11 protein-coding genes, 1 pseudogene and 1 riboswitch are annotated in these 15,550 nt (G+C 73.0%); of the genes and pseudogenes, 3 read left to right on the forward strand and 9 right to left on the reverse strand.

All coding sequences use genetic code 11. From position 1 onward, the window contains the following. Positions 1 to 51: 51 nt before the first annotated feature. Both AAH979_RS12680 and AAH979_RS12685 read right to left on the reverse strand, forming a co-directional pair. Positions 52 to 462 (reverse strand): roadblock/LC7 domain-containing protein, encoded by a 411-nt coding sequence (locus tag AAH979_RS12680; RefSeq protein WP_101368105.1) that lies wholly within the window; start codon positions 460 to 462, stop codon positions 52 to 54. After that, complete coding sequence (locus AAH979_RS12685; RefSeq protein ID WP_346258282.1) at positions 459 to 3,572, reverse strand: nitrate- and nitrite sensing domain-containing protein; 3,114 nt, start codon at positions 3,570 to 3,572, stop codon at positions 459 to 461. Before AAH979_RS12685 ends, AAH979_RS12680 begins: the two co-directional genes overlap by 4 nt. A gap of 455 nt (positions 3,573 to 4,027) precedes the next feature. Between AAH979_RS12685 and AAH979_RS12690 the strand changes: the two genes are divergently transcribed. The 3 genes from AAH979_RS12690 to AAH979_RS12700 all read left to right on the forward strand — a co-directional run bounded on the left by AAH979_RS12690 (position 4,028) and on the right by AAH979_RS12700 (position 8,846). Beyond that, positions 4,028 to 5,221 (forward strand): ABC transporter substrate-binding protein, encoded by a 1,194-nt coding sequence (locus tag AAH979_RS12690; RefSeq protein WP_346258283.1) that lies wholly within the window; start codon positions 4,028 to 4,030, stop codon positions 5,219 to 5,221. 107 nt (positions 5,222 to 5,328) lie between these two features. After that, on the forward strand, positions 5,329 to 6,138 hold the full coding sequence (locus AAH979_RS12695; RefSeq protein ID WP_346258284.1) for an ABC transporter ATP-binding protein: 810 nt from the start codon (positions 5,329 to 5,331) through the stop codon (positions 6,136 to 6,138). 101 nt (positions 6,139 to 6,239) lie between these two features. Beyond that, positions 6,240 to 8,846, forward strand: coding sequence for a hypothetical protein (locus AAH979_RS12700; protein WP_346258285.1), 2,607 nt, complete (start codon positions 6,240 to 6,242; stop codon positions 8,844 to 8,846). A gap of 210 nt (positions 8,847 to 9,056) precedes the next feature. On the opposite strand, the gene thiC is transcribed toward AAH979_RS12700, so the two are convergent. From thiC to thiE, 7 genes and pseudogenes are all read right to left on the reverse strand, one after another. Continuing rightward, positions 9,057 to 10,649: a phosphomethylpyrimidine synthase ThiC gene (thiC, locus tag AAH979_RS12705; RefSeq protein WP_346258286.1), complete on the reverse strand. Its 1,593-nt coding sequence runs from the start codon at positions 10,647 to 10,649 to the stop codon at positions 9,057 to 9,059. 2 nt (positions 10,650 to 10,651) lie between these two features. Further along, complete coding sequence (thiD, locus tag AAH979_RS12710) at positions 10,652 to 11,533, reverse strand: bifunctional hydroxymethylpyrimidine kinase/phosphomethylpyrimidine kinase (RefSeq protein ID WP_346258287.1); 882 nt, start codon at positions 11,531 to 11,533, stop codon at positions 10,652 to 10,654. Next, a complete protein-coding gene (locus AAH979_RS12715) occupies positions 11,530 to 12,243 on the reverse strand; it encodes a thiamine phosphate synthase (RefSeq protein WP_346258288.1) in 714 nt (237 codons plus the stop codon). The genes thiD and AAH979_RS12715 overlap by 4 nt, the downstream gene beginning before the upstream one ends. Continuing rightward, positions 12,240 to 13,055 carry a thiazole synthase gene (locus AAH979_RS12720; RefSeq protein ID WP_346258289.1) on the reverse strand — a complete coding sequence of 272 codons (816 nt, stop codon included), beginning with the start codon at positions 13,053 to 13,055 and terminating at the stop codon, positions 12,240 to 12,242. The genes AAH979_RS12715 and AAH979_RS12720 overlap by 4 nt, the downstream gene beginning before the upstream one ends. A 7-nt stretch (positions 13,056 to 13,062) precedes the next feature. After that, the gene (thiS, locus tag AAH979_RS12725; protein ID WP_346258290.1) at positions 13,063 to 13,263 is read right to left on the reverse strand and encodes a sulfur carrier protein ThiS; all 201 of its coding nucleotides are present in this window, start codon (positions 13,261 to 13,263) and stop codon (positions 13,063 to 13,065) included. Positions 13,264 to 13,273: 10 nt separating this feature from the next. Continuing rightward, the gene (thiO, locus tag AAH979_RS12730) at positions 13,274 to 14,557 is read right to left on the reverse strand and encodes a glycine oxidase ThiO (RefSeq protein WP_346258360.1); all 1,284 of its coding nucleotides are present in this window, start codon (positions 14,555 to 14,557) and stop codon (positions 13,274 to 13,276) included. Positions 14,558 to 14,736: 179 nt separating this feature from the next. Then, a pseudogene (thiE, locus tag AAH979_RS12735) lies at positions 14,737 to 15,354 on the reverse strand (thiamine phosphate synthase); the annotation flags it as partial. Next, positions 15,349 to 15,459, reverse strand: a riboswitch (TPP riboswitch). (Overlaps the previous pseudogene by 6 nt.) Positions 15,460 to 15,550 lie beyond the last annotated feature (91 nt).

The following is a 15,550-nucleotide window of genomic DNA, read 5'->3' on the forward strand; positions in this document are numbered from 1 at the left end:
CTCCTCAGAGTCGAGTCGCGGCCGCACCGTTGCCATCCTTGGTCTGCCCGGTTAGGGACGCGAGACGGCCTCGCGCGGCAATGGCACAAGCGCCGCACCGACCCGTTCCACCAGCAGCGCCATTTCGTAGCCGACCTGACCCACGTCACAGCTCCGCGCGGCCAGTACGGCCATCGAGGAACCGTCGCTGATGGACATCAGGAACAGGTACCCACTGTCCATTTCGATCACAGTCTGAAGCACGCCGCCAGCGCTGAACATCCGGGAGGCGCCGTCGGTCAAACTGACCACGCCGGAGGTGATCGCCGCGAGCTGGTCGGCCCGGTCCGGCGGCAGGTCCCGGGAGGAGGCGAGAAGCAGGCCGTCCGCCGAGACCGCGACGACGTGCGCGATGCCGGCGACGCTGTCGGCGAAGTTACTGAGCAGCCAACCCATGTCCTGCATCGCTGCTGGCCTGTTCATCCGCTCGTCTCCTTGGTTGAGATCATGCCGTTCTGCTCGGAACCGGCCGTCCGACCGCGCTGTACGCCACGGTGGTAGGCCGACAAGAGGCCGCGTACCTCGTCCGGGGTACGCCTGGTCCGCTCACGCGCGCTCTTCGGCTCGACGCCACCGGGCACCAGTTGCGCCTGGGGCACCCGCTTGGGCAGGCCGGACCGGGTCGTCCCCCCGTTGGCCGGCTCCGCCGCCCGGCTGGCCCGGGCCCAACCCTCGTCGGCCGCCGTCCGCCAGGACCCCTCGGTCCCGTTCGGCGCGGCCGGCGCCGGTGCGGCAGCGGGCGCGGCGGCCGGCGGTGCCGAGGCGGCGGGTGGCGGCGTCGGCGGCGTGTAGGGCGCCGGCGGCGGCGCGGAACGCCCGGGGGTGCGGGCGGCCAGCGGGGCGCGGCCCGGGGTTGCCCCGCTCGGCGACGGCGGCGCGCTCGGTGCCGGCGGCGACTGGTAGCCACCCGGCGGCACGGTGAAGATCGCGGTCGAGTCCGATCCGTGGGAACGGAACCAGACCGCCTCCATCTCGCGGAAGATCGGCGCTTCGCCGGTGTCCTCCACCCGGGGCGCGACCGCGGACGCGGCGCTGACCGGGGTACCCGCGACCGGGCCGGACGGCAGGCCGGAGGGTGCCGCCACCGCGGGCGTCATGGCGTGCGTCGCCGCCGGGCCGGAACCCGCCGCGCCGCGCCGCGGCAGCGACGACGCGACCGTCGGGTACTGCACGGTCGGCGAGGTGACCCCGGTCGAACCGGCCAGGCCCGGGTGGGCGGGCGGAGCCGTCGACGCCGGACTCTGGTACGTCGGCGTCACGGCCTGCTGGTACGTCGGCGCGGGTGTGGCCGGCAACTGGCTCGCCGTCAGGTGGCTGTTGACCGGGGCACCGGTGCTGGCCGGCATCGCCCCGGCCGGGTCGCCGGCGGTCTGCCACTGGTTGCCCGCGCTGCGCCACTGCTCGGTCAGGGTGCCGCCGGTACGCGACGCGCCGACCGGAGAGAGCGTCTCCTGCCAGGCCGCACCGGTCGACGGCCGGCTCGCGGCCGGTGCCTGCTCGACCGCGAGCGGCTGCCGCTGCCGGCCGAGCACCTGGTCGCGGCCACGCGGGTTGGGCAGCACCACCGTGCTGGCCGGCAGGGTGACCTGGGCGACCGTGCCGCCCTCCACGTTGCGGCGCAGGTCGACCCGGATGTCGTGCCGGTGCGCCAGCCGACCGACGACCGCGAGACCCATCAGCCGGAAGGCCGCCACGTCGACGGCCGGCGGCGCGGCCAGCCGGCGGTTCAGGGCGTCCATCTGCTCTTCACTGAGCCCGAGACCCCGGTCCTCGACCTGGATCAACACGTAGTCGCGGATCCGGCGGGCGTCGGCGACCACGGTGGTGTGCGGCGGCGAGAAACGGGTCGCGTTGTCGAGCAGCTCGGCGACCAGCCGGACCACGTCGTTGACCGCGTGCGCGGCGACCGAGATGTCCGGGTCGACGGTGCCGAACTCGATCCGGTTGTAGAGCTCCACCTCGGACTGCGCAGCGCGCAGCGCGTCGATCAGGAGCGCGTCCTCCCGGCGGGGCGCCGTCGAGTCGGCGCCGGCCAGCACGAGCAGGTTCTCGTCGTTGCGACGCATCCGGGTGGCCAGGTGGTCCAGCTCGAAGAGCTGGGCCAGCCGCTTCGGGTCCTCCTCACCCCGCTCGATCGCATCGAGTTCGCCGATCATCCGGTCGACCAGGGTCTGGCTTCGCCGGGCCAGGCTGAGGAACATCGCGGAGACGCTGGTCCGCAGGGCGGCCTGCTCGGCCGCGATCCGGACCGCCTCCTTGTGTACGACGTTGAACGCCAGGGCGACCTGGCCCACCTCGTCCTTGTTGTTGAGTCTGATCGGGTCCCGGACCTGCCGGACGATCTCGTCGACGCCGCCGTCGCCGATGGTGCCGACGTCCCGCAGCCGGCGGACCGCCTCCGGCAGGTCGTGGTTGGCCACCGAGAGCGCGCCCTCACGGAGCCGGCGCAGCGACTGGTTGAGCGACCGGGCCAGCACCACGGCGAGGGCGAGCGCGACGATCAGCGTGATCAGCACGATCACCGACTCGATGATCGCCTGTTGGACGACCTCGGACCGGGCCGACTCGGCCTGGTCCAGCAGATCGGCCTCGAGCAGGGTCTCCGCCCAGCGCACCAGGTCGTTGATCGAGCCGATCGCGATCGCCGCCGAGCTCGCGGAGACCGGCGCCTGCCGCCCGACCGACCGGGTCAGGTCCCGGGCCACCTTGTCGGCGAGGATCACCGCGTCGCCGGTGACGGCACCCTCGACCACCGCCTCCTGCCGGGAATTGGCAGAGGCGCGGAAGGCCAGCAGCGCCTCCTGCCTACTGGTCTGGGTGGCGATGTAGGCGGAGAACTGCTCCTGGTCCAGCACCCCGTTGCCGCTGGCCAGGGCGCTGTAGACCACAGCCTCCTCCTTGGCCACCGCCTCCTTGGCCTGGGCAAGCGAGGCGAGGGTACGCAGGCTGTCGCCGACCGCGCCCTCACCGGAGATCTGACCGAGTGCCTCGCCGTACGCCACGAGTTCGTCGATGATCACCTCGTACCGCAGGGTGGCCTCGCCGGGCGGCATCTGCGGGCGCTCCAGCACCTCCTGCCGGGTGCCGTTGAGCGTGGCCAGGCGGTCGTCGATGACCTGCAGTCGGTCCTCCACCGAGGCCGGGACGCCACTCACCTGCGCCCGCCGGTCGTTGTACGCGGCGATCCGGGCATCGGTGCGCTGCACGTACGCGTCGTACGTCTCGGTCGTCGTCTCCCGCGACTTGGCGAGCAGCCTGGCGGCGGCGATCCGCTCCTTGTGCACGTCCTGGGTGAGTGCCGAGATGTCGGCGGAGAGCTCGGTCAGCGACCGGAGCACACCGGCCTGGTAGGCACCCTGACCGATGTCGACCAGCCGGATCGTGGCGAGCGCGAGGACCGCGGCGACGGGGACGACGAGCAGCAACGCCAGCTTGGACCGGATCCGGGTGTCCCGTAGCCGGGGAAGCCAGCGGCGCGGTGCAGCGCCCCCCCGCAAACCTTTTGCGGGCAGGGTCGTAGGTCCGGTGCTCACGACATCGCCTCCGTCGTTTCATTACGTGACCCGTCGACCGATGCCTGCTGCAGCGGATCGAGCCGCACGCGGCACGGCCGCGATTTCATCAGAAGAAGGCCGCTTTGGGAAGCGACGGGAGGGCAGCAAAGGTCCATCATGGGACGTCGACTACCCTCGAAGCCGAGAGATCGACGCATCGTCGGGTCTCTGATCAGCACATATATCTCTAGAGTGGTCGCTTGTATCTGGAAAGTTATCCCGCACCCGTACCCCCTCTTATCACTATGTGAGACCCGTCATCCCGAAACCGGCCTGGTATCGAGCGCTTGACCCAGGCGGCCGGCATTGGCAAGGTTTTGCGGGTTTGAAGGCTTCGCGTGAACCGTACGGCAGATCGTTGCCCATCCATTGTGGACGACTAGATCGGCGGCCGGGCAAGCCCCCCGCCCGCGCCGGATACCTGGAGGACTGAGTTGAGGCCCATCCGCTCCGCGATACCCGCGCTGCTCGCGTCGGCCATCCTGGCAACTTCGCTGACCGGCTGCCAGTTCGGCGCGCCGGAGGAGGAGACCGGGGAGATCGTCATCGGCGCCGACCTGGAGCTGTCCGGCGCGGCCCCACAGGTGGGTAAGGCCTACCAGCGGGCCCTGGAACTCAAGGTCGAGCAACTGAACGAGTCCGGTGCGCTGGGCGGTCGCCGGGTCCGCCTGGAGGTCCGGGACAACAAGTTCGACGCCAGCATCTCGGCGACCAATATCGGCGATTTCACCGCTAATCCGGCAATCAGCGGCATCATCATGGGCAGTTGCAACGACTGCGCCATCGGTGCGGCGAAGACGGTGAAGAGCAAGCAGGTTCCGACGATCGCGCTCGCTCCGGCCAGTGACGTGGCCGCCCCGGGGCCGGACCGGGAATACATGTTCAAACTCGGCCCGAACGCCCGCGACAACGTCGCCGCCATCGCCGCCGAACTCCGTACCCGTAAGGTCAAGACTGTGGCGCTGCTGCACACCGCCGACAGGTACGGCACGGAGGGCGCGGCGACGCTGGCGAGCGAACTCGTCGGCGTCGAGGAGGACTCGACCGACATCCCGATCCTGGCGAAGCGGTCGGTGAAGGCGACCGACACCGACGTCAGCCAGGCGGTGGAGGCGCTCGTGTCGGAAGAGCCGGAGGCGATCATCGTGTGGACCCCGGCCGACCAGGCCAACCTGGCGATCGCGAGCCTGAAGGGCGAGGGCTACAAGGGCCACGTCTTCTTCGACGCGGTGGCCGCCGGCGACCTCTTCATCGGCAACAGCGGCAGCGCGGCGGAGAACACCACGATGGTCTTCACCCAGACCATGGTGATCGACGACGTGATCGCGACCACCCCGGCCAAGGCGGCGAGCAAGCAGTGGTTCCGGGACTACACCGCCCGGTTCGGCGGCTACTACGGATACTCCTCGTTCGCCGCCGACGCGGTGCAACTGATCGTGGACGCGGCGGTCCGGGCCGGCGGCGGCGAGGAGCCGGACCGCAGGCGCATCCGCAGCCTGCTGGAGACCGCGGAGACCGACGGCCTCTCCGGCCCGATCCGGATGACGCCGGAGAACCACTCGGGGCTGATGCCCCAGGCGTTGAGCCTGCTGGTGGCCCGGGGCGGCCGGTGGCGACTGGCCGGCTGAGCCGGCGCTCGACAACGCGGTCCGGCGGCGGGAACAGGTCTCGCCGCCGGAAGGCGTCCGGGATAGCCTGTCGACACTGTCGACCTGTCGAATGGGGTGGCCCAGCCATGATCCGACTCTCCGGAGTATCCCGGACCTTCGGCGGCCGGTCCGGTTCCGTTGAGGCGCTGCGGGGCATCGACCTCGACGTCGCCGAGGGCGAGTTCCTCGCGGTGGTGGGCCGCTCCGGCTGCGGCAAGTCCACCCTGCTGCGCCTGGTGGCCGGCCTGCTGCCGGTGACCGAGGGCGAGATCCGGGTGGCGGACGAGGTCGTCACCCGGCCACGGCGGGACATCGCCATGGTCTTCCAGCGGCCGGCGCTGCTGCCCTGGCGGTCGGTGCTCGACAACGTGCTGCTGCCCACCGAGATCTTCGGCTGGAGCAAGGCCGCACACCGCGAGCGGGCCCGCGGCCTGCTCTCGATGGTCGGGCTCAGCGAGTTCGAGAAGCGGCTTCCGCACGAGCTCTCCGGCGGCATGCAACAGCGGGTGTCGCTGTGCCGTGCCCTGATCCAGCAGCCGAAGGTGCTGCTGATGGACGAGCCGTTCTCCGCCCTGGACGCGCTGACCCGGGAGGAGTTGTCGGTCGAACTCCAGCGGATCCACATGGAGCACTCGGCGACGATCCTCTTCGTCACCCACTCGATCGACGAGGCGGTGCTGCTCGCCGACCGGGTCGTCGTACTCAGTCCGCGGCCCGGGCGGATCCGCAAGGTGCTCGGCATCGACATCCCGCGTCCCCGCTCGCTGGGCCGCAACGCGCACTTCGAGGACGTCGCCCGGGCCAGCGCGGAGCTGCACGAACTCCTGCTCGACCACCCCGAGGGCGAGGCCGGGCTGGCACTGAGCCGCAGCGGCCAGGCCGACCAACAGCACTGACCCGACGCTCAACCACGCTCCGTAGCCTGTCGCGTACTACTGTCTCACCCGCGTCCAGCCCAGGGTGGCGGGCCCGGGTGGGGGTGCGTAACGTGCCCGGCATGGCCTACCGGACCTGGGGCAGAGTGCTGCTCGCCGCACTCCTCGTCGGGATAGTCAGCGGCGCCGGCCAGCTGGGGATCGCGTACGGGCTCGGCCTCGTCCGCTTCGACCGCGGCTTCGACGCGGCCACGGCGAACCAGTGGCCCGCCCAGCTTGTCTGGGTCGGCTGGTTCGCCATGGTGGCGGCCGTACTCAGCGCGACGCTGGCGGACCGGCTCGCCCGCAGGTACACCCTGCCCACCACGCTCGGCAATCGAGCGGCGATCTCCGCGCTGGCCGCCCTCGGCGCGCTCGCGGTCGCACCACTCTCCATGCAGCCCGCCCGGGCGGCCCAGGTCGCCTCGGCCGACCCGGTGACCCTGGCCGGCGTGGCCGCGGCGCTCGGTGCCGGGGTCGGGTTCCTCGCCGCCCTGGCCGCGCTCAGCCAGCGTCCGCTGGTCTGGAACATCGCGGCGGTGACCGGCACGGTCTGGTTCCTGGCGGTACTGTCCGTGCTCCCCTCGCTCGGCCCCACCGATCCGCTGCCCGCCGTACGGCTCGGCGGTGTCGACCCGAGCTGGTTGAGCGCTGGCACCAGCCAACGGCTGGCAGTCGTCACCATGCCGGCGCTGGCCCTGGTCGCGGGCGCGCTCACCGGTGCCCTGGCCCGGTGGCGCGAACTGTCGGTGCCCGTTGTCGCCAGTTGTGGGGTGGCGGGCCCGTTGATGCTCGCCCTGGCGTACGTCGTCGCCGGCAGAGGCGACTCGGCCGATGCCTACCAGGCGGCCCCGTACTGGGGAGCGCTGATCTCCGTCGGTGCGGGCGCGCTGGGTTCGGTACTGGCGGCCTGGGCCCGCTGGCCGCTGACCACGACCGCCCCCGAGGAAACCGCCGAAGCCGGCTCGTCCGCCGAAGCCGACCCGTCCGCCACCGCAACAACGCCCGGCGGTACCGCCGGAACGATGCCAGGCGACACCGGCACCGCCGGCACGACGCCGGCCGGCAGCGGCACGACGCCGGCCAGCAGCGGTGCCAGCGACGCGCCGACTGTGATCATCCCGGCGGCGAACCCGACGGCCGGCGGCGCCACCACCGGCACAGCGGCACCCGGCGGCGCCACTGCCGGCGGTACCTCGGCCGACCGGACCTGGCGACTGGAGATCCCGAGCGGCGAACCCCGGACGGGCGGCACCGGCGCCAGCGGTGACCGGCTTACCGGCACGGCACCGGCCGGCACCTGGCCGCGTTCTTCGGCGCTGGGCGGGCGGACGGCCGGTGAATCGGCCGAGCCGTCCCGGGAGCCGGCGCCGAGTTCGGGAAACTGGTCGTTCGACATCGGGTCGTTCGACATCGGCAGCGGCATCCCGACTCCACGCGTCCCGGGGGAGGATTCCGCGCCCACCGAGCGGTTCGGTGCATCGGCCCCGACCGTGCCCGAAAGCGGTCAGCAAAGCGCCACAGAACCAGTCAGCCCGGGCAGCGGCGGGCCGGCCACCGATTCGGGGGACGCCGGGTTCTCAGCCGGTTGGGCGGGTGCCGGTCGACTGCGTACCGAAGACTTCTGGCCGACCACGACACCGCCGGCGACAGCACCTGGGGCATCGGCGACCCCGGCGGCGACCACACCGGCAGCACCGGAGTCGCCGGCAGCACCGCCACCAACGGTCTCGATCCCACCGACGGTCTCGACGCCATCAACGGCTCCGGCGCCATCAGCGGCAACGCCCCCGCCATCACCAGTGACGCCGAACCGTAGCGACGACGACTGGGACGCCTTCGCGTCGGTCAGCCGCCCCCGCCTCGACCGCCGTGAACCCTCCACCGATCCCGCCCACCGACCGGCCGACGACGGCGCTGCTGGCACCACCGGCCGCAGTACCACCGGCCTCAATGCCAGCAGCCCCGGCAGTTCCGGTGTCGGGAGTTCCCACCTCAGCGGTTTCATCGCCGGTCCCCCGGTGGAGAGCACCGGGCGGGCCGGGGACAACCGGTCGTACCCGAGCGAGCCCACAGCGACACCCGGCAGGACTCCGGCGGAGCCGGGCGGGATCAGGGCGACACCGGGCCGGGACTCTGTCGGATCCGGCGGGGCGGCTGCCGGGCTGCCCGAACCGGGCCGGAGCCGGACGGAGCCGAGCGGAGCGGACCCGGACCGGACCGAGCGGATCCCGCCCGTTCCGGTGGTCTCCGGTGATTCCCCGGTTCGGCCGGCATCGGAACGCGGCGCGCGTCCGGCCGACCCCGTCCCGGAGACCACCGCCGAGGTCACCCCCGAGCCTGAGCCCGAGCCCGCGACCGGAGACGCCGAGCGGCCGACCGGGCGAATCCGTCGCGGCCTGTTCCGGCGCAACCGGGGCAACGCCGACCCCGAGCAGACCGACATCGTGGAGACCGGCAAGAGCGGGTCGACGCAGGACAAGAGCGAGTCGAAGCAGGACAAGAGCGAGTCGAAGCGGCGGGAGGCGAAGGGCCGCAACCGTAGTGAGGAACCGGTGCCGGCCCGCGACGAGGAGTACGTCGACTGGGTGAGCGGACTCAGCGAGCCAGACCCGACCGCCGACGACCTCGGGCTGGACCGCAGCGTACGGCGATCACTGCGCTCGACCGGCCGCCACCACGCCGACTGACCGCTGTCGCCTCCGGACGGGCGCGACCCCGGCTCGACCTGGACTACCGAGGCGTATCCCCGCCCCGGTCGTCTCCGGCGTCCAGGTCGAGCGCCTCCGGCGTCCAGGTCGAGCTTCTTCAACGCCCAGGTGGTGCGCCTTCGGGGGTCCGGGCTACCGGTGGCGCGGGCAGACGGAGGGCCGGAAGGGGCACCGGGCGGGCAGCGGCCGTCAGGCCAGGGGCAGGTACACCTTGCCGCCCGAGGCCAGGAACTCGGTCGACTTCTCCTGCATGCCCTGCGCCGCGTACTCCTTCAGTTCCTGGGTGATCTTCATGGAGCAGAACTTCGGACCGCACATGGAGCAGAAGTGCGCCGTCTTGGCGGGCGTCGCCGGCAGGGTGGCGTCGTGGTACGCCCGTGCCGTCTCCGGGTCCAGCGACAGGTTGAACTGGTCCTCCCAGCGGAACTCGAACCGCGCCTTCGACAGCGCGTCGTCCCAGGCCTGCGCCCCGGGGTGCCCCTTGGCCAGGTCTGCGGCGTGCGCCGCGATCTTGTACGCGATGACCCCCGCCTTGACGTCGTCCCGGTCCGGCAGTCCCAGGTGTTCCTTGGGGGTGACGTAGCAGAGCATGGCGGTGCCGAACATGCCGATCATCGCGGCACCGATCGCCGAGGTGATGTGGTCGTACGCCGGGGCGATGTCCGTGGTCAGTGGACCGAGGGTGTAGAACGGCGCCTCGTGGCACAGCTCCTGCTGGAGGTCCACGTTCTCCTTGATCTTGTGCATCGGCACGTGCCCCGGCCCCTCGATCATCACCTGTACGTCGTGCTCCCAGGCCACCGAGGTCAGTTCCCCGAGGGTACGCAGCTCGGCGAACTGCGCCTCGTCGTTCGCGTCCGCGATCGAGCCGGGCCGCAGGCCGTCGCCGAGCGAGAACGTGACGTCGTACCGGGCGAGGATCTCGCAGAGTTCGGCGAAGTTGGTGTAGAGGAAGTTCTCCTCGTGGTGCGCCAGGCACCAGGCCGCCATGATCGAGCCGCCCCGGGAGACGATTCCGGTGACCCGGTTGACCGCCAGCGGCACGTAGCCGAGGCGTACCCCGGCGTGCACCGTCATGTAGTCGACGCCCTGCTCGGCCTGCTCGATCACGGTCTCCCGGAAGATCTCCCAGGAGAGCTTCACCGGGTCGCCGCCGACCTTCTCCAGCGCCTGGTAGATCGGGACGGTGCCGATCGGCACCGGGGAGTTGCGGATGATCGCTTCCCGGGTCTCGTGGATCCGCTTGCCGGTGGAGAGGTCCATCACGGTGTCCGCGCCCCACCGGGTCGCCCAGGTGAGCTTCTCCACCTCCTCGGCGATCGAGGAGGTCACCGCCGAGGTGCCGATGTTGGCGTTGACCTTCACCAGGAAGCGCTTGCCGATGATCGCCGGCTCGCACTCCGGGTGGTTCACGTTGAGCGGCAGCACCGCCCGGCCGGTGGCGATCTCCTCCCGGACCACCTCGGCCGGCATGCCCTCGCGGACCGCCACGAACTCCATCTCCGGGGTGACGATCCCGGCCCGGGCGTAGCCCAGTTGGGTGGGTCGGGCACCGTCCCGACCGGCGAGTGGAGTCCCGGCGCCGCGTACCGGGGCCACGTCGCCCCGTTCCGCGATCCACGCCCCGCGCAGCGGCGGCAGCCCCTCGGCCGGGTCCGACCCGGGACCGGACGTGTCGTAGAGCCGGACCGGCGGTTCGTCGCCGGTCAGCTCGACCTCCGCGAACGGCACCCGGACGTCCGGACGCGCCCCTGTCACGTACACCTTGCGACGAGCCTTCATGACTACCTCCTCGTGCTGGATGGACCGGACCCGCTGGATGGACCGGACCCGCCGCCGGCCGCCGCCGCACCGGACCAGCCGAAGTGGTCCAGCGGCCCGTGACCGCTCCCCAACGACCAGGTGCGGGCGCCGAGCAGCGCGCGGGTGACGTACTCCTTGGCAAAGGCCACCGCGTCCGGCACCTGGTCACCGAGCGCCAGCCGGGCGGCGATCGCGGCGGAGAACGAACAGCCGGTGCCGTGGGTGTTCCGGGTCGGCACCCACGGCCGGCGCAACAGCCGCACCTCGGTACCGGTGCAGAACGCGTCGACCGCGCCGCCGAACGCCTCGGCACCGCCGGCCGCCAGCCCCGAGTCGTCGACGTCACCGCCGGTCACCACCACGTACCGGGGGCCGCCCGCGGCGAGCTGCCGGGCCGCCTCCGCCATCTCGTCCGGCCCGGAGACCGCACGGCCGAGGATCGCCGCCGCCTCCGCCCGGTTCGGCGTCGCCACCAGGGCGTACGGCAGCAGCCGCTCGATCGCCCCGACCACGCCGAGCCGGGCTCCGCTGGTCGAGACGAGCACCGGGTCGACCACCAGGTTGGGCAGCAGGCCGTCCCGGGCCGCCCCGGCCACCGCAGCGGCGACCTCCGGGTCGCCGAGCATCCCCGTCTTCACCGCCAGCGGAGGCATGTCCTCGACCACCGCGTGCAACTGTGCGGTCACCATCTCGGCGGAGACCGGGAAGACCGCCCGTACCTGATGGGTGTTCTGCGCCGTGACCGCGGTCAGCACCGAGGTGCCGTAGGCCCCGAGCGCGGCGAAGACCTTCAGGTCGGCCTGGATGCCGGCGCCCGCCCCGGAGTCCGAGCCGGCCACGGTCAGCACCACCGGCGGCGTCACCGCGCCCACCCCGAGCTGGCCGGCAGTGCACAGCCGCCGGCCCGCGCCTCGACGACGCCGCTCCGCACCTCGACGACGCCGGCCCGCGCCTCGACAGTGTCACTCCGCACCTCGACGGCGTCGGCCCGCGCGGCGGCGGCGCAGAGGTCGCGGACCAGCCCGGCCGGGTCGCCCGAGCGCATCACCGCACCCATCACCGCCACCCCGACCGCACCAGCCGCCAGGCAGGCGTCGACCTGCTCGGGGGTGCCGACGCCGCCGAGCGCGACCACCGGCACCGGACTGCGCGCGACCAACCCGGCCAGGCCGTCCGGACCGAGCGGTGGGCCGTATCCAGGCTTGGACGGGCTCGGATAGACCGGCGAGAGTGTCACATAGTCCTCGGTGGAGACCCGGCCCAGCTCGACCAGGTCGTGGCAGGAACGGCCGACCAGCGGCAGCGCCGGCGGCGGGTACGGGCCGGCGGCCGCCAGGTGCACCGCGTCGCCGTCGAGCGGGTCCGGCCCGGCGACCAGCAGGGTGCCCTGCACCGGGGCGAGGATCGCCCGCAGCCGCCGGGCCAGTTCGAGCCGCTCCGGCCGGGGCAGGTCCCGCTCCCGCAGCAACACCCACCGGGCCCCGCCGTCGACCGCGGCCCGCACCACCTCGTCGAGCGGCCGGTGCGGCTGCCACCGGTCGGTGACCAGCACGATTCCCCGTGGCCCGGTCACAGCTCGGGCCGCCCCTCGTCCGGAGTGGATGCCAGCGCGTGGAAGCGCCGGGGAATCCGTCCCGCACCGGCGGCCAGCCGGCCCGCCTCGACGGCGAACCGCATGGCGGTGGCCATCCGTACCGGATCGGCCGCCCGGGTCACCGCGCTGGCCAGCATCACCGCATCGCAGCCGAGCTCCATCGCCAGGGCCGCGTCCGAGGCGGTGCCGACGCCCGCGTCCAGGATCACCGGTACGTCCACGTTCTGCCGCAGCAGCCGCAGGTTGTGCGGGTTGGTGATGCCCAGCCCGGAGCCGATCGGCGCACCCGCCGGCATCACCGCGGCACAGCCGAGGTCCTGCATCCGGCGGGCCAGCACCGGGTCGTCGGTGACGTACGGCAGCACCGTGAACCCGTCGGCGACCAGCCGCTCGGCGGCGGTGGCCAGCTCGACCGCGTCGGGCAGCAGGGTCCGCTCGTCGCCGATCACCTCCAGCTTGACCCACGACGTCTCGAACGCCTCCCGGGCGAGCTGCGCCACGGTGACCGCCTCGGCGGCGGTACGGCATCCGGCGGTGTTCGGCAGCAGCCGTACGCCGCATCGGCCGAGTACCTCCAGCAGGCCGCCGCCCATGGTGGCGCCGCTGTCGATCCGGCGCAGCGCGACGGTGACCAGCTCGGTACCGCTGGCCCGGATCGCCTGTTCCAGTACGTACGGGCTGGTCGCCCCGCCGGTGCCGAGGATCAGCCGGGAGCTGAACTTCTCACCCGCGAGCACGAACCCCGGTTCGGGATCGGAAAGTGGTTCGGGATCGGGAAGTACGGACGACATGCTGGGGTCACCCGCCCTGGGCCGCGGTCAGCACCTCGACCCGGTCGCCGTCCCGGAGCAGCCGGGCCGGCCAGCCGCCGCGCGGCACCACCTCGCCGTTCACCGCGACCGCCACGCCCCGGTGTGCGCTGGTGATCCGCTCCACCAGGTCCGCCACGGTCAACTCGCCGGGCAGCCGCTGTTCGACTCCGTTCACGGTCAGCTCCACCGCGCCCTCCCTACCTGGTCGTTCCGTCGTCCGGTCCCGGCCTCCCGCCGACCGCCGGCCCACTGCCACCGCCCAGCCCACTGCCACCGCCCAGCCCGCCGACACCGCCAGCGCCGTCCGGCCGGCCGGCACTACCGGTACGCGCCGGGCCGCCGACACCGCTGGCGCCGCCGGTGCCGGCCCGGCCACCGAGCGCCGCCGGAGTGCCGAACCGGGCCGGCGACAGCGGCGCGAGCGCCGGATCCGGCACTCCGGTGGCGAGCAGATCGGCGATCAGGTCGGCGGTGAGCGGGGTGAGCACGATGCCGTGCCGGAAGTGCCCGGCCGCCACCAGCACCTCGGGCCGATCCGGCAGCGGACCGAGCAGCGGTGCGTTGTCCGGCGTACCGGGGCGCAGCCCGGAGCGCGCCTCGACCAGCTCGTACTCGGTCAGTTCCGGGATCACGTCGGTGGCGGCCCGGAGCAGGTCGAGTACCGCTCCGGCGGTGACGTCGAGGTCGGCGCGCTCCTCGACGGTGGCCCCGACCACCACCTCGCCGTCGGTCCGGGGCACCAGATAGACGTGCCGGCCGTCGGCGTGGCCCCGGATCACGTGCCGGAAGCCGGGCGCCGCACCGCCGGGCGCGCGCAGCCGCAGGATCTGTCCCTTCACCGGCCGGATCGGCAGGCCGGTCAGCGCCGCCGTGCCGCAGCCGGCCGCGACGACTGTCGCCGCCGCGTCCAGCTCCGTGAGGTCCCGGACCGGCCGGGGCAGCAGGGTCACCCCGGCGCGTTCGACGGCGACCCGCAGCGCGGTGACCAGCCGGCGCGGGTCGACCTGGTGGTCGCCGGGGGCGAGCGCGCCGCCGCGCAGCCGGGTGGCCAGCAGCGGTTCGCGGCCCCGCAGCTCCGCCGGCCGCAACGGGGTCACCGGCAGCCCCGACTCCCGCTGGTACGTCCAGAGCCGTTCCGCCTCGGCCAGGTCGTCGGAGGTGAGCGCTACGGTCAGCGTCCCCTCGGTCCGGTAGCCCAGGTCCAGCCCGGTGTACTCGGCGAGTTCGGCGGCGAAGCCCGGCCAGCGGGCCGCGGACTCGACGAGCAGTCCGGTCAGCACCCGCTCGCCGAAGTAGGTCTCGGCGACCGGGGCGAGCATTCCGGCCGCCACGTCGGAGGCGCCCGAGCCGGGCGTGGCGTCGTACACGCTGACCCGCATGCCCCGGGCGGCGCAGCGCCAGGCGACGGCGAGCCCGATCGGGCCGCCGCCCACCACCGCCACGTCCGCCCGGCCGCCCCCTACCGTTGAACCTTTTTCCAGCTCCCCTTGCGGTCCGGCGGACCGCAAGGTCGGACGCGGTGCGTGGGCGCCGCGCGGTCCAGGTGGAAAAAGGTTCATTCCTGGGCCCCCGCACCCCGAGCCGAGAGCGGGGAACCGCGCCGGGGGTTCCACCCCGGCGATGCTCCCCGTTCCGGATCGGGTGGGGGCGGGTCGGTGTGCAGGGCGGTGAGGAGGGCGGCGGTGGCCCGGGCCGGGTCGGCGGCGCCGGAGACGGCCCCCACCACGGCCACCCCGTACGCCCCGGCGGCCCGCAGTGCGGGTACCCGCTCGGCGGTGATCCCGCCGATCGCGATCACCGGTACCGGCACCGCCGAGGCGACCCGGCGGATTCCCTCCGGGCCGATCGGCGCGGGCAGTCCGTCCTTGGTGGAGGTGGCGTGACAGGGGCCGACGCCGAGGTAGCTGGCGCCGGCCGCGACCGCCGCCGCACCCGTGCGCGGGTCCCGGGCGGTCGCGCCGAGCACGGCGGTCGGGCCGAGCACCCGGCGGGCGGCGTCGACCGGCAGGTCCCGCGCACCGACGTGCCCGCCCGCCGCCCCGATCGCCAGTGCGAGGTGCAGCCGGTCGTTGACCAGGCAAGATGCCCCGGCGGCGGCACACCGGCGGGCGACCTCGGCGGCCAGCTCGTACGCCGTCCGGTCGTCGATGTCGTCCTCGACCCGGACCTGTACGACCAGTTCGGGGCCGGCGACCGAGAGTGCCGCGTCGACCACCGCGAGCGGATCCCGCCCCGGCCGGGTGTCGGTGATGAGGTGAAGTCGTCCGATGTGTAGCACGGCAACGCTCCTCCCTGCGCCGGCATTACCCGGATCAGGTTCGACGGTCGGGGGCTCGACAGCCCCCCTCTCAGCCCGGTCCACCGGGCTCCCGTGGGTTACTTGTCGGCGAGCGTACGCGCCTGGTCACGGATCCGTAAAGGGCCGTGACAAATCGCACAGTGTCAGCACTCGACCACGTACTGCCGTTCCAGAG

This window comes from Plantactinospora sp. ZYX-F-223 (assembly GCF_039649625.1).
GTDB lineage: Bacteria > Actinomycetota > Actinomycetes > Mycobacteriales > Micromonosporaceae > Plantactinospora.

Excerpts from the sequence above, each read along its gene's own strand:
- AAH979_RS12720 (WP_346258289.1), bottom strand. The coding sequence starts at position 13,055 with ATGTCGTCCGTACTTCCCGATCCCGAACCACTTTCCGATCCCGAACCG.
- AAH979_RS12695 (WP_346258284.1), top strand. The coding sequence starts at position 5,329 with ATGATCCGACTCTCCGGAGTATCCCGGACCTTCGGCGGCCGGTCCGGT.
- AAH979_RS12700 (WP_346258285.1), top strand. The coding sequence starts at position 6,240 with ATGGCCTACCGGACCTGGGGCAGAGTGCTGCTCGCCGCACTCCTCGTC.
- thiC (WP_346258286.1), bottom strand. The coding sequence starts at position 10,649 with ATGAAGGCTCGTCGCAAGGTGTACGTGACAGGGGCGCGTCCGGACGTC.
- AAH979_RS12680 (WP_101368105.1), bottom strand. The coding sequence starts at position 462 with ATGAACAGGCCAGCAGCGATGCAGGACATGGGTTGGCTGCTCAGTAAC.